The organism is Tahibacter aquaticus (assembly GCF_004363655.1).
Lineage (GTDB): Bacteria > Pseudomonadota > Gammaproteobacteria > Xanthomonadales > Rhodanobacteraceae > Tahibacter > Tahibacter aquaticus.
In genome coordinates this window covers 342,567-357,199 of the sequence record NZ_SNZH01000003.1, presented here as the reverse complement: position 1 = coordinate 357,199, position 14,633 = coordinate 342,567, and the positions used below count along the sequence as shown (strand labels likewise).

Below are 14,633 nucleotides of genomic sequence, written 5' to 3'. Positions count from 1 at the left end.
GCGCCGCTGAGGAAGCGGCAGGATCAATGCGGCTGCGCGGTCCCTTCCAGCAGGTTTTCCGTCGCCCGGCGGTCGCCGGCCTGCGCAATATTGGACAAAGATACAATGCCGACCAGCTTCTTGTCCGCATCGATCACCGGCAGGCGGCGCACGCCGAGTTCGGCCATGTTGCGCGCAACGTCGTCGACTTCGTCTTCGGCATAGCAATACTTCACGCCCTGGGACATGACCTGGCTCAGCGGTGTTTCCTGGGAGAGTCCCTCGGCGACGGCACGCAGCACGATATCGCGGTCAGTGACCATGCCGACCAGCTTTTCGCTGGCACTGACGGGAATGCTGCCGATATCGCGGCTGCGCATCAGTTCGGCGGCGTTGCGGATGCTCTGGTGCTGTTCGAGGACGACGACGTCGCTGCTCATCACGGTGTGGATTTTCATGGCTGTCTCCGGGTGGATGGAACGGTACGCGGCGAGAAGCCACGCTGCTGCGGCTGGCCGTCTGTCGCGACGGCGGGCGCGTTGCCCGCCAGGGCGGTCACGAATCGGCGCAGGGGTGGTCCGACTCAGATTCCGTGCCAGCGCGGCGGATGGCCTCTTCGCCAGCAGATTCAGCGATGGCGACAAGCGGCCACCCGGCGAATTGCACGGGGCGACCGTGAGTGCCGGGTTATCCGCACGATGGCGCGGGCCGGCAGGCTTGCCTTCGACCGACGCGGCAACCGTAGAATCGCCGATTGCCGCCTGGAGACGCCGCTCGTGAGCACCCTGCCCGACTTTCGCCTGGAAACCTATTTCTCGAAATGGGAGTTCACTGCCCGCCACCATATGACGGCCAGCGATGCGCAGACCCTGCGCATGAGCGAGCTGCTGGCCATGGCCAGCGAGGCCGAGCGCGAAAGCTGGGACCAGCTCAGTCTGGGCTATGGCGAAACCTGGGGCACGCCGGCACTGCGCAGCGCTATCGCCTCGACGTACGAGGGCATCGATGCGGCCGATGTGCTCACCTTCGCCGGCGCCGAGGAAGGCATCTATTGCGCGATGCAGATTCTGCTGGACAAGGACGACCATGCCATCGTCAGCGTGCCGAACTACCAGTCGATGGAAACGCTGGCGCTGGACAGGGCCGGTGCTGTCAGCGGCATCGCCTTGCACGCCGGCAACCGCTGGCAGCTGGACATGGACGAAGTGCGCGCAGCGCTGCGGCCGAATACGCGCCTGATCGCGGTCAACTTCCCGAACAACCCGACCGGCGCCGTCGCCGATCCGGGCATTTTCCAGCAGTTGCTCGATCTCTGCGCCGAACGCGATATTTACCTGTTCCACGACGAGGTCTATCGCGGGCTTGAGCGCGATCCGGCCAGGCGCCTGCCACAGGCAGCCGAGCGCTATGCCAAGGCTCTGTCGCTGAACGTGATGTCCAAGGCCTATGGCCTGCCCGGTCTGCGCATAGGCTGGATTGCCTGCCGCGACCGCGACGTGCTTGCACGCATGGAGCGGCTCAAGCACTACCTGTCGATCTGCAATTCGCGCCCGTCGGAACTGCTGGCGACGATAGCCTTGAACGCGCGCGAACCGATTCTGGCCCGCAACCGCGAACTGTGCCGCGACAACCTGGCACGGCTAGGCGCCTTCTTCGCCGCGCATGCAGACCGCTATGAATGGAACGAACCCGATGGCGGCTGCGTCGGCTTTGCGCGCTATCTGGGCAGCGACGGTGTGGAAGAACATTGCCGCGGCCTGATCGAGGAAGCCGGCGTATTGCTGCTGCCGTCCAGCCTGTTCGTATCGGCCTTGCTGCCCGTGCCCGCGGACCGGTTCCGGGTGGGCTTCGGACGGCTGGGCATCGACGCAGGCATCCGGGCCTGGTCCGACTTTCTCGCGCGCTGACACGGCCGCAAGCCCATCGCCGGGCCAAGGCCGCCGCTGCGGTGCTGCTGGCAGCCCCCAGTGCACCGCACGGCGTTGCCGGCCTTCCGCCAGTGGTGGCGATTGGCGGCTACAGCAGTAAATTGCGATAAATTCCCAACAGGGATTTTGCAGCGATCGTTGCAATGCCACCTAGCGCCGCGGCGGGCTGGCCATGAAGCGCTCCACGCGATCCACATCCAGTGGCTTGGTCCAGTGCTGGTCGAAACCGGCCTGGCGCGTGCTTTCCATGTCTTCCGGCCGGCCGTAGCCGGTAATGGCGACCAGGTGCGAGGTGCAGCCCATCGCGCGCAGCGTGGCGGCAAGATCGCGTCCGTCGATATGCGCCAGGCCCAGGTCGAGGAAAGCGATGTCGGGCGCGCGCGCCAGGATGTCCCGGGCCAGCGTTGTCACGTCGCTGATCGGCAGAACTTCGGAATCGTGGCCGATCAGGCGCAGGAAATCCGCCAGCATCGATGCCGCCGCCGTGTTGTCGTCGACCACCACGGTACGACCGCCTTGCCAAGGTATGGATCCCGCCATGGTTGCCTCGCTGGGACACCACTGTCCCCTTGCCGGGCGGAAAAGATGCGACAGCTAATGTGAGAACAACGTGTAGTACAGCCGCGTTCGCCAGGCTCGCCGGACGGACGGCGCCGTGCCCATGGCGAAGGCCGCGGCGCGGTGTGGCCGGGCGCCGGTCTTTCTGCCGTCGTTGCCGCAGCCCGGCGTTGCCCTCAGCGCACGCCGCCGCTGTGGGCAAAGCACTCCGCGGCACCGGCCACGGACATTTGTGGGCCTAATCCCCTCCTTCGCCTAGTGGAAACCCCGGGCGGCGCGGCGCGTACAAATAGATACATTTAACCCATGCAGTACGAGTTCCCAGGGAGAACTCCATGAGCTTCAACTGGACCGGCACACGCGCCGTTGCGATCAACCAGGAGCCGGAGATCGCCCGCGAAACGCTGCTCAATATCCTTTACGAAGCCATGCCCCAGGGCCATTACCGCGTACGGCAGATGCCGACGCCGCGCGACGAGTGGCCTACCTTTGCCATCGAACTGGACACCGGGCTGTATCACGGCGATCTGGCACCTGCAGCCACCTGGCGGCTGATTGCCGACGCCCTGCACGAGGATCAGCTTTGCGGCCTGCAGTGCCGCATCATTTGACCGGTCTGGCCGCGCCGGCAACGGCGTTGCGGTGAATCCGCGGCCACAGCGAGCGTTCTGAGCAAACGTTTGCCGTTTAACCCCACGGACGGAATCGCGGTGCAGTCGCAAGGAAGCCCGCCACCTCCCGCGATTCCGTCCGTTTTTTCTGCGCTATCCCTCAGCTGCCCAGCCAGGCCGACGGCGTTGCCGCCTGGTCCATGTGCTCCAGCAGCCGCGCGAGAGTCACCACGTCCTGTCGATTGTGTTCCAGCACGCGCATGAGATCGGTGCTGGCGCCTTCGCGCAGATAGGCGCGCCAGGCGGCCGGCGCCTGCGAACCGGGCAGATCGTCTTCGCGCACGATCTTCAGTACCTGGCGTTCGATGGTGGCCAGGCGGCAGTTTTCCCAGCGGCCGCGATAGACGCGCCGCACCGGATGCAACAGATCCACATGTGACTTTCCTGCCAGCGGATTGGCCAGGCGCGCCAGCCGGTAGCGCGTGGCCAGCAGCGGCGCGTCGTAGCTGCGGCCGTTGTAGCTGACCAGCACGGTATCGGGCGCCAGCCAGTGCACGAAGTGCTGCAGCATGGCGCTTTCGCCGCCCATGGCCGTGAGATACAGCTGGCGCACGCGCAGACGGCCGCGATACCAGTCGGCAGCGCCGATCATGAAGGCACGCGTGCCGCTGCCGCCGGCTAGGCCCGTAGTCTCGGTATCGAAGCAGAGGAAGCGTTCGCGCGCGACGGCTTCCGCCTCGGGCCAGCGCGGCGGCAACAGCGCGTTGCGGCCCGGGTCGTCGACACTGTGCTCGACGTAGTACAGGCCCGGCGCGATCGCTTCGCCCCGCAGCGGCAGCACATCGCGCTGCCGCGGCAGCGCCGAGGCCGGGCGCAGATCGAGCAGGCGGCGCAGGCGGTCGAGTTCGGCCTGGACTCCCGGCCTTGCCGCATTGTGACTTTGTAGAGGTGCCGCGGCAGGTTGCGCGGCGGCATCGGTCGCGGGCTCGCCTGTCATCGGCGCTGCCATTTCCGCGCTCGCCGGCTTTACCCCCGCGGCACCGGCCTGGCGCTGCAGCCGCCGCAACTTCTCCTGCAGCGCGCTCATGCCTGGGCCAGCAGGGCAAGCACGCGCGCGGCCTGTGACTTCGGCGTGTTGCTGCTGTCTTCGTCGGCAGCGAGTACCGGACCTACGCAAGCCGGGCAGCCGGCGCGGCAGGCGCAGGCGGCGATCAACTGCTGTGCCTCGCGCAGCAGTTCCGCCTGCACGCGAAACAGCGGATCGCTCAGGCCTACGCCGCCGGGATAGTTGTCGTAGAGATAGACCGTCGGCGTGAAGCGCTCCGCGTCGCCGGCAGCCGCATCCTCGCCCGCGCGCCAGCGGCCGCGGCCATGCGGGTCGCGCTCGACAAAAGCGCTGGCATCGCCGCTACCGACCGACTTCATAAGGTCGCGCGCCTCGGCCATCACCCGCACGCTGGCAACGGTATGCAGCACCGCGGCGGCGCCGAGGAAACCGTCCAGCGCGTCCTGGCGCGAAGCGAATGCCACATCCAGCGCTTCCTGCGGCAACTGCCACCACAGCGCCGTGGTGTGCAATTCCTGGTCAGGCAGGGTCACCGGGCCGTAGCCGATGTTTTCGTGGGTGTAGTAGCGGATTTTCTTGTATCCGGCGACGCGCCTTACCACATGCACTTCGCCCAGGTAGGCATTGCCCTGGCCGGCGCGCACGCCATCGAAACGCTCCAGCACTTTCAGCTTGGTGTAGTCGATCGCGTCGGTGTAGTAGTCGGCCCGGGTACGCGTGACATAAGCCTTGCGTCCGTCCCAATCGAGCTTTTCCACCTGGTAGGGCAGCGACTGCACCATATGGATGGCGCCTTCGTACAGGGTCAGCGCGGCACTGGAATAATCCACTTCGGCAATAATTCGCTGGCGACCCTCGCTGCGGTCGACCACGACAAAATTGCCGTCGGCGACCGCGCGCAGGTTGACTGCATTGGCTGGATACGCATCGGCAATCCATTCCCAGCGCTGGCCTTCCCGGTGCAGCACGTCGGATTCCGCCAGCACCTGCAGATAGGCTTCGGGCTGCACCGGACCGAAGCCGTCGCCATCGACAAAGGGCAGCTCGAACGCGGCGCAGCGGATATGGTCGAGCAATATCAGTGGCTGGTCCGGTGCGATGCGCGCCTGCTCCGGCGGCGCTGCGCGGAAGAATTCCGGATGACGCACGATGTACTGGTCCAGCGGCTGGCTCGACGCCACCAGCACGCCGATGGACGCCTGCTGGCGCCGGCCGGCGCGGCCGAAACGCTGCCACGTCGCGGCGATGGAACCGGGATAGCCCTGCAGCAGCACCACGTCGAGCGCACCGATGTCCACGCCCAGCTCCAGCGCCGAGGTGCTGACCAGGCCGTCGATGCTGCCCGCACGCATCAGCTGCTCGGTGCGGCGCCGCTCGGTCGGCAGGTAGCCGCCGCGGTAGGCATGGATGCGGGCGGGCTTGCGGGGATCGTGATCGAATACGTCCTTGAGGTACTTGGTCAGCACTTCCACCATCAGCCGCGACGGTGCAAACACCAGCGTCTTGAGCCGGGCGCGTATCGCCGCCCGCGCCACCCGCGTGACCTGGGAGCGTGCCGAAGCGCGCAGGCCCAGATCATGGTTAACAACCGGAGGATTCCACAAAAGCACATGTTTCTCGCCGCTCGGCGCACCGCTTTCGGTGATCGCATGCACGGGCTGTCCAAGCAGGTTTTCCGCATGTTCGCGCGGATTGCCGATGGTGGCCGAGCAGAGGATGAAAACCGGGCTGCTGCCGTAGAACGCGCAGATGCGCGCCAGCCGGCGCAGCACATTGGCCAGGTGCGAGCCGAACACGCCGCGGTAGCTGTGGATTTCGTCGATCACCACATAGCGCAGGTTCTCGAAGAACTGCGCCCATTTCGTGTGATGCGGCAGCATGCCCTGGTGCAGCATGTCGGGATTGCTCACCACGATGTCGCCGTGCAGCCGTACCGCCTGGCGCGCATCGCCCGGCGTATCGCCGTCGAAGGTACAGGCGCGAATTCCCAGATTGCCGGCACGGTTGAGTTCCAGCAGTTCGCTGACCTGGTCCTGCGCCAGCGCCTTGGTCGGGAACAGGTACAGCGCCTTGGCCCGCGACTGCATCGCCGCCTGCACTACCGGCAAGGTGTAGCACAGCGTCTTGCCCGATGCCGTCGGCGTCACCACCACCGTGTGCTGGCCGCGCTGCACACTGGCCCAGGCCTCGGCCTGGTGGCTGTACAGGCGCTGGATACCGCGTGCGAGCAAAGCGCGGCGCAGGTCGGGATGCAGATCCGGCGGCAGCTCGGCGTAGCGGCCTTCGCGCGCCGGCACGCTGAACTGGCCGGTGATGCGGTCGGCGTAGCGTTCGGCCAGGCGGGCGAGCAGGCGCGAGGGATTGGGCGGGACGGGTAGTTTGTCGGCGATCAGGCGGGCGAGATCGGTGGGCATGGGGCGCTTTCGTCCGGGGCGGGACGGCGGCTATAGCGGGTTGGGGTCTCAGGGGGTGAGACAGCAGGTGCAAGGCGGCGGGCAGCGCCCTCGGAATGGGCGCGCGATGCGAAATACCTGAGATTTTCGCACCGAGCCGAAACCAGCACCGCCCGTCTGCACCGCCCACCGGAAACGGCACAGCAGTGCCATCGCCGGCTGAGTCTGGAGCGCGTTGGCAAGAACGCTCAGCGGCGTGCCCCGTCGCTGCCGGGCATCTGCACGCGTTGCAGCGATTGCCGCGCGATCGCCAGGCGCGCGTCGTCCTCCAGCTCCTCGAAAACCGCAGCAGCCTTCAGGTACCAGGCCCTGGCCGCTTCGAAGTGGCGCTGCCGCTCGGCCAAGCCGCCAAGCTGGTGGTAGCTGTTCGCTGCACCGTGCGGATAGCGCAAGCGCTCTGAGACATCGAGCGACTTGCGGTACCAAGCCTCCGCGGCAACGAAGTCACGCCGCTCCTCGGCCATCATGCCGAACTGATGGTAGGCGCCCGCTGCGCTACGCGGGTTGCCCAGGCGCAAATTGATTTCCAGCGCCTTGCGGTACCAAGCCTCGGCAGTAGCGAAATCGCCTTGCTCCTGGGCCACCTGGCCTAGCTGATTGCAGGCGAGCGCCACAGCATGCTCGTCGCCTTGACGCTCGGCGATCTGCAGAGCCTTGCGGTACCAGGCCACCGCCGCGTCGAACTGACGCCGCGCCTGCGCCATGCGGCCAAGCCGCTGGTAGATGGGTACCGCGCCTTGCTCGTTGCGCTGGCGCTCGTAGATCGCCAGCGAACGGCGCAACCACGTTTCGGCGAGGTCGAAATCGCGGCGCTGTTCGGCCAGTTGGCCAAGCTGGTGGCAGGCAATAGCCGCGCCATCCTCGTTGCCCTGACGTTGTTCGATCTCTAGCGCCTTGCGGTAGCGGGTCTCAGCGGTGGCGAAATCGCGCTGCGCCTGGGCCACGGCACCGAGATGGCAATAGGACTTTGCTGCGCCCCGCTCGTTGCTCTGTCGTTCGGCGATCGCGATCGACTTGCAGTACCAGGCCTCTGCCGCTGCGTAGTCGCTCCGCTCCTCAGCCACTCTGCCCAGCTGGTGATAGGTGAGCGCCGCACTGAACTCGTTGTCCTGGCGCTCCTTGATCGCGATCGACTTGCGGTACCAGGCATCGGCAGTTTCTAGGTCGTACTGCTCCAGGGCAACGGTGCCGAGCTGGTGATAGATCAGTGCTGCGCTGTGCTCCATGAGCCCCTCGCGCTCTTCGATCTGCAGCGCTTTGTGGTATTCGGCCTTGGCTGTGTCGAAGTCGCGCCGCTCCTCGGCGAGCATGCCGAGTTGGTAGTGCACCATGCCCATGCCGTATTCGTCGTTCAGACGGTGCTTGATCTCCAGCACCTTGCGGTAATAGTTCTCGGCGGCAGCAAAGTCGCGCCGCTCCTTGGCAATGCTGCCGAGCTGGTGATAGGAGGCTGCCGCGCTCTGCTCGTCTCCCCGTTGCTGCGCAATCGCCAGCGCTTTGCGGTACCAGGTATCGGCTGCTTCGAAATCGCAACGTAGCTTGGCCACGCTGCCAAGCTGCTGAGAGGTGATCGCCATGCCAAACGCGTTATCGCGACGCTCGTCGATCTCGAGCGAACGGCGATACCAGGATTCGGCTGTAACGAAGTCGCGCCGCGCTTCTGCCACTCTGCCCAGCTGGTGATAGGACGCGGCGGCGAGACCTTCATGGTCTAAACGCTGGCAGATCGTGGCAAAGGCCTCGAAGCGGGCGGCGGCCAACTGCAGGTTGCGCCGATTCATCGCGTAGGTGGCCATCGCCTGTATCAGTGCACCGCTGTTTTGCAGATCCTCCCTGTGCTCGGCCATGCGAAACGCGCGCTCGAAACTTCCTCCGAAATAATGGAATACCGGCAATTGTTCCTGCACAGGCCTGGATGTATAGCTATCCGCGAGCGTACCCATGAAATCGGTGAAGGCGTGCTGCCAGGCTTCCCGGTGTTGGCCCGACACCACGAGCCGCGCACCTTGCGTCCTGGCATAGCGCTCGAACGCCGGATGCATTTCGTAAATATTGTCGCCCAGCCCCTGCACCAGGCCCGCGCTTTCCAGCAGCTCCAGTGCCTGCCGCGTCTGCCAGGCGACATAGGGCTGCTGCGCGACCTCTGCCATGTTGGACAGAAAGTCAGAGTGCACGTAGCGTTCGTGCAACCCAATCGGCAACAACAGCGGACGCAGCCCCTGCGGCATCCCTTCTTCCACATAGCGCAATGTTGCATACAGCCGCTGCTCGACGGCATCGTCGCTGCCCTGCTGCGGCAGATACTGCTCAAGCTCCTGCGACAACTGCCGGGCGCCGCGGCCGCCCAGCCGCGGCAATATCGCCCGCATCATCAGCGGATGGCCGTGCAGGCTGTCGATCAGGTCGGCCGTGTCCTGGTCCTTGGCATCCAGCCGCAGTCCCTGGTCGGCCAGGATGGCCTGGGCCAGCGCCTGGCGTTCTTCGCCCTGCAGACCATCCAGGCGCAAATGTCGGCACAACTCGGTGCTCAGCCACTGTTCGTCGCTGCGGCTGGTGATCAGCACCTTGCTCTTGCCACCGCGCAGCTTGACCAGGAACTGCTTGAGTGCCTGCCGGTCTGCAGCCGGCATGGCCTCGTCGGCACCGCCCGCATCGGCGCTGCCGCTGGCGCTCTCGAAATTGTCCCACACCACCAGCAGCGTCTGCCGGCGCAGCGTCTCTTGCAGATTCTTCCACTTCTCACCATCGGGCAAAGCCATCGCATCGGTACCGAACAGTTCCTCGACCAGGCGGTTGCGCAGATAGTCGAAGGAACGTACATCGGACAGGTTCTGCCAGATCACCTTCGCCGGCATTCCTTGCGTATGTGCCAGCCATTGCAGATAGCCGCGCGCGAGCGTGGTCTTGCCCACGCCGCCAAGGCCGTGCAGCAGCAGCGCCGGCGGCGCGGCACGGCTGGCGCGCTCCAGTTCGAGCACGGCGCTGTCGCGGCCGATCACGCCGTGCGGCGCCTGGCCTGGCTCGACCTGGGCTTCTTCCGGAATACCGGCGTTCCAGTCGGTCGATTCAATGCGCGCCTGCGCGGCAAAGGTCAGCGCGAGCGGATCCTGCTGGTACAGCACCGGCACCAGCCAGTCGTCCAGCTTGATCTCGCCGCGCCGCTGCGGCCGAGCCAGCATCGCCTGGCGACCGCCGCGCACGGCTTCGGCCACGCTGCCGGAGCGGAACAGCTCGAGATAGAACGCCGGCAGGAACTGCCGTGCCGCGCTGACATACAGCGAATAGCCCATGGCCACGACGCTGCGCACGCCGGCCTTGAGCAAGGCCGTCGCCACCGAAGCAAAAACACTGTCGACCTGCTCGCTCAGCATGGCCGACTGGCAGGCATTCAGCACGGCAATCGGGATACGGTGCTCGCGCAGCAGCTGGCTGAGCTGATTGGCGGTGACCGGATCGGGCTCGCCGTCGTCGCGCTCGAACTGCAGATAGCCTTGCGAGCCTTCGAACCTGTCCGCACCACCAACACCGCTCACGCCCGGCGGACCGAAACCACCGTGACCATCGAAATGCACAATGTGATATTGCCCAGGATGCGCCTGCAGCTCGCGGCGCAGGTTCTCGAAGGTGGGCGGACGCAGCACCTTGACCGCTGCGGGCAGGTTCTCGCTGTGGATAAGCTCGACCAGCGGGCGCGAAATGCTGCGGTAGGCGATGTCATTGCGATGCGGCCGCGCAGTGACCAGCAGGATATTCACCCGCTCGCGCGAAAGGCCTTCGGGTAGCGGCAGCGGATCGCGCACGCTGTCGATCTGCCGCTCGATACGGCAATGATGGGCCAGGTCGCCAATCTGCGGATCGCATAACGCTTCCCAGGGCCAGGACAGCACACGCGGATCGTTGCTGGCGATCATCAGATGCAAGGCCGTGTGTCCGTCGCGCGTGGCATCGTTGTAGAAGTCGCGCGCCCGGCCATGGCCCAGCAGCGCATCGAAGGCGCGTTCGCCCCAGCCGCGCAAGGCAGACTGCACGCGCTCGGCGCGGATGGTATTGCCGGCGTAGGGGTAGTCGAGATAGTGCTCCAGGTACCAGGCCAGTTCGGTGCCGAGGGGTTGAGCGGTGCCGGGCAGCGCAAGCGTCAGGGGGTCTTCTACAATCGCTGGCGGTGCTGGCTTTGCGCCATTTGCGTCTATGCGCTGGACTTCGAAGGTCCACGTTTCTTCGCCGCCCAGATGCCTGAGGATTAGGCGCCGCATGCGCATTCCCTCATTCGGCGCTCAGCAATACACCGGCAGCGTGCGGGAAAATAGCTGGGCGATCTCCTTCTTTCCTTTGCAACTTGCGCACCCGATGCACCTGGCCTGATAGGCGGGTACCGATATCCAGAAGCGCACATGGCGCGGGATGCCTGCGCCGCCTGCACCGACCGGGCCTGGACCACAGTGAAAAAGCCAATCAAGAGGACGCTCCGTCGGTGCCGGTCTCACGCAAGCGCCGGAGCGAATGCTCCACGATGGCCGCGTTGTGTTCGTTGCCTGTTCGCTCAAAAACCACTAGCGACTTGCGGCACCAGGCTTCGGCAGCGCCAAAGTCATGCCGTTTCTCAGCCACCATGCCGAGCTGGTAATAGGTGCTCGCTGCGCCCTGCTCGTTGCCCAACCGTTCCTCGATCTCCAGCGACTTGCGGTACCAGGCCTCGGCTGCGGCGAGGTCACGCTGCGCTTCAGCCACTATGCCGAGCTGGTGGTAGGTTATCGCTGCGCGGTACTCGTTGCCCAACCGTTCACTAATCTCCAGCGACTTGCGGTACCAGTCCTCGGCTGCGGCGAAGTCGCGCTGCTCCTCAGCCATCATGCCAAGCTGGTGGTAAGTGCCCGTTGCGCCGTGTTCGTCGCCTAGCCGTTCATTGATCTCCCGCGACTTGCGATACCAGGTAAGGGCAGCAGCGAAGTCGCGCCGCTTCTGAGCCACTATGCCAAGCTGGTGGCAAGCGCTCGCCGCGCCGCACTCGTTGCCCAACCGTTCATTGATCTCCAGCGACTTGCGGTACAAGTCCTCGGCAGCGGCAAAATCGCGCTGCTCGGCAAGCATTACGCCAAGTTGGTGGTAGGTGCCCGCCGCGCCGCGCTCGCTGCCCAACCGTTCTTCGATCGCCAGCGACTTGCGGTAGCGGGCTTCGGCGACGGGGAAATCGCGCTGCTCTTGAGCCAGTATGCCGAGCTGGTGGTAATTGCTCGCCGCGGCGTGTTCGTTGCCGTATCGCTCGTTGATTTCCAGCGACTTGCGGTACCAGTCCCCCGCAATGACTAAGTCACGCCGATCGTGAGTCACTATTCCGATCTGGTGGTACGGAGCAGCGGCAAGGTCTTCCCGCCCGCTACGCATGCAGATTGCCGCATAAGCCTCGAAGCGAATCGCTGCCAGCGGCAAGTTGCGCCGGTTCTGCGCGTATGTCGCCATCGCCTGCATCAGTGCCCCGCAGTACGTCAGATCACCTTCGCACTGGGCCATGCTGAATGCACGTTCGAAGCTGCCGCCGAAGCGATGAAAGATCGGCCGTTGTTCGTGCAATGCCTTAGGCGCGTAGCTATCTGCCACAGCGGCCATGTACTCGACGAAGGCACGCCGCCAGCATTCCCTTTCTCGTTCCGGCACCATGAGACTTGCGCCCTGCCTCCTGACATAGCTCTCCAAGGCAGGGTGCATCTCATAGACATTATTGCCTTGCCCCTGGACCAGACCTGCCCCCTCCAGCAGCTCCAGCGCCTGCTGCGCCTGTTCGACTGTATACGGCTGTTGTGCATGGCGAGCCATGCCAGCCAGAAAGTCAGCCTGGACGTAGCGCTCGTGAAACCCGATGGGCAGCAGCAGGGGGCGCAGCCTGGCAGGCATCCCTTCTTCCACAAAGTTCAATGTTGCGAACAGCCGTTGCTCGACCGGATCGTCGCTACCTTGCTGCGGCACGTATTGCTCAAGTTCTTGCAGCAGCTGCCTGGCTCCGCTGCGGCTAATCCGCGGCAATATCGCCCGCATCATCAGCGGATGGCCGTGCAGGCTGTAGATAAGATCGGCTGTGTCCTGGTCCTTGGCGTCGAGCCGCAGCCCCTGGTCGGCCAGGATGGCCTGGGCCAGGGCCTGGCGCTCTTCGCCCTGCAGCCCACTCAAAGGCAGGCGCCGGCATATCTCTGCGCCCAGCCACTGCTCGTCGCTGCGACTGGTGATCAGCACCTTGGTCTTGCCGCCACGCAGCCTGACCAGAAACTGCTTGAGCGCCTGTCGGTCCGCGACCGGCATCGCGTCGACAGCGCCGCCTGCATCGGCCGCACCGCTGGCGCTTTCGAAGTTGTCCCATATGAGCAGCAGCGCCCGCTGGCGCAGCGCCTGTTCCAGCGCTGTCCACTTCTGCACATCGGGCAACGCCATCGCATCGGTGCCGAACAGTTCCTCGACCAGCCGGTTGCGCAGATAGTCGAACGAACGCACTTCGGCCAGGTTCTGCCAGATCACTTTCTCCGGCAGCCCTTGCGTATGCGCCAGCCACTGCAGATAGCCGCGCGCCAGCGTGGTCTTGCCCACACCGCCCAGCCCGTGCAGCAGCAGTGCAGGCGGTGCGCCGCGGCTGGCGCGTTCCAGCTCGAGCACGGCGCTGTCCCGGCCGATAACGCCATGCGGTGCGTGGCCGGGTTCGACCTGGGCTTCTTGCGGAAGGCCGGCGTTGGTATCGACGTGCTGCGCGCCTGCCCGCGCGGCAAAGTCCAAGGCCAGCGCATCCTGCTGGTACAGCACCGGCACCAGCCAGTCCTGCAGCGCTATATCGCCATGCCGCTGCGGTTTGGCCAGCATCGCCTGACGCCCGCTACGTACCGCTTCGGCCACACTGCCAGAGCGAAACAGCCCGCGGTAGAACGCCGGCAGGAACTGTCGCGCTCCACTGACGTAAAGCGAATAGCCCATGGCCACGACGCTGCGCACACCGGCCTTGAGCAGTGCGGTGGCGACCGAGGCAAAAGCGTCGTCGGCCTGCTCGCTCAGCATCGCCGACTGGCAGGCATTGAGCACCGCAACCGGGATGCGATGCTCGCGCAACAGTTCGCTCAGCTTCGCCGCGCTGACAGCGTCCTCGCTGCCGTCGTCGTTTTCGAAGGCGAGCTGGCCCTGCGGCCCCTTGAACCTGTCGCTGGTATCGGTGCCGATGCTGCCGAAACCGCCGTGGCCATCGAAATGCACAATGTGATATTGCCCGGGATGATCCTGCAGCTCGCGGCGCAGCTGGTCGAACGTGGGCGGGCGCAGCACCTTCACCGACGCCGGCAGGTTTTCGCTCTGGATCAGTTCGACCAGCGGCCGCGAAATGCTGCGGTAAGCGACATCGTCACGATAGGGCCGCGCGATGACCAGCAGGATATTCACCCGCTCGCGCGACAGGTCCGGCGACAGCGGCGGCGGATCGCCGGCGCTGTCGAGCTGCCGTTCGATGCGGCAGTGCTGCGCCAGGTTGCCGACTTGCGGATCGCGCAAGGCCTCCCAGGGCCAGGACAGTACGCGTGCATCGTCGCTGGCGATCTGCAGCTGCAGCGCGGTGTGACCGTCGCGCGTGGCATCGCGGTAGAAATCGCGCGCCTGGCCATGACCGAACAGGGCATCGAAGGCACGCTCGCCCCATTCGCTCAGCGCCGACTGCACGCGTTCGGCCCGGATCACGCTGCCGCCGAACGGGTAGTCCAGGTAGCTCTCCAGGTACCAGGTCAGTTCCTCGCCCAGCCGCTGGGCTGTGCCGGGCAACATCGACGTCAGCGGATCTTCCACTGCCACCAGCGGCGCCGATCTGGCACCTCGCGTGTCCACGCGCTGGACTTCGAAGGTCCACTCGTCCGCGCCGGCTCGGTGTCTCAGGACCAGTCGTTGCATGTTTTCCCCTGATTCGATTTGCGCCAATGCGCCGGCAGGCAGCTGGCGACGGCGTTTATGCCTTTGCCACCGATGAACGAAATGCCGCTGGCCACCAGCAGCGGACAGCTCGTGCGCCGACTTCGCCATCGCT

The 14,633-nt window shown here is 65.4% G+C and carries 8 protein-coding genes; 2 read left to right on the top strand and 6 right to left on the bottom strand.

Going from position 1 to position 14,633, the window contains the following annotated elements; all coding sequences use genetic code 11:
* Positions 1 to 23: 23 nt before the first annotated feature.
* Positions 24 to 437: a CBS domain-containing protein gene (locus tag DFR29_RS06965; protein WP_133817862.1), complete on the bottom strand. Its 414-nt coding sequence runs from the start codon at positions 435 to 437 to the stop codon at positions 24 to 26.
* Between the two features lie 318 nt (positions 438 to 755).
* Here DFR29_RS06965 and DFR29_RS06960 point away from each other — a divergent pair, with 318 nt between their 5' ends.
* The gene (locus DFR29_RS06960) at positions 756 to 1,886 is read left to right on the top strand and encodes an aminotransferase class I/II-fold pyridoxal phosphate-dependent enzyme (protein ID WP_133817861.1); all 1,131 of its coding nucleotides are present in this window, start codon (positions 756 to 758) and stop codon (positions 1,884 to 1,886) included.
* Between the two features lie 171 nt (positions 1,887 to 2,057).
* Here the strand turns inward: DFR29_RS06960 and DFR29_RS06955 are convergent, their stop codons facing one another.
* A complete protein-coding gene (locus DFR29_RS06955) occupies positions 2,058 to 2,447 on the bottom strand; it encodes a response regulator (protein WP_133817860.1) in 390 nt (129 codons plus the stop codon).
* Between the two features lie 353 nt (positions 2,448 to 2,800).
* Between DFR29_RS06955 and DFR29_RS06950 the strand changes: the two genes are divergently transcribed.
* Positions 2,801 to 3,076, top strand: a complete 276-nt coding sequence (locus DFR29_RS06950) for a hypothetical protein (RefSeq protein ID WP_133817859.1) — start codon at positions 2,801 to 2,803, stop codon at positions 3,074 to 3,076.
* Positions 3,077 to 3,236: 160 nt separating this feature from the next.
* On the opposite strand, the gene DFR29_RS06945 is transcribed toward DFR29_RS06950, so the two are convergent.
* From DFR29_RS06945 to DFR29_RS06930, 4 genes are all read right to left on the bottom strand, one after another.
* Complete coding sequence (locus DFR29_RS06945) at positions 3,237 to 4,163, bottom strand: ribonuclease H-like domain-containing protein (protein WP_133817858.1); 927 nt, start codon at positions 4,161 to 4,163, stop codon at positions 3,237 to 3,239.
* Entirely contained in the window at positions 4,160 to 6,556 is a 2,397-nt protein-coding gene (locus tag DFR29_RS06940) for a DEAD/DEAH box helicase (RefSeq protein ID WP_133817857.1), read from the bottom strand. Before DFR29_RS06940 ends, DFR29_RS06945 begins: the two co-directional genes overlap by 4 nt.
* A 227-nt stretch (positions 6,557 to 6,783) precedes the next feature.
* Positions 6,784 to 10,848, bottom strand: coding sequence for a tetratricopeptide repeat protein (locus DFR29_RS06935; protein ID WP_166653928.1), 4,065 nt, complete (start codon positions 10,846 to 10,848; stop codon positions 6,784 to 6,786).
* A 199-nt stretch (positions 10,849 to 11,047) separates the two neighbouring features.
* A complete protein-coding gene (locus tag DFR29_RS06930; RefSeq protein WP_243745983.1) occupies positions 11,048 to 14,377 on the bottom strand; it encodes a tetratricopeptide repeat protein in 3,330 nt (1,109 codons plus the stop codon).
* Positions 14,378 to 14,633: the final 256 nt, after the last annotated feature.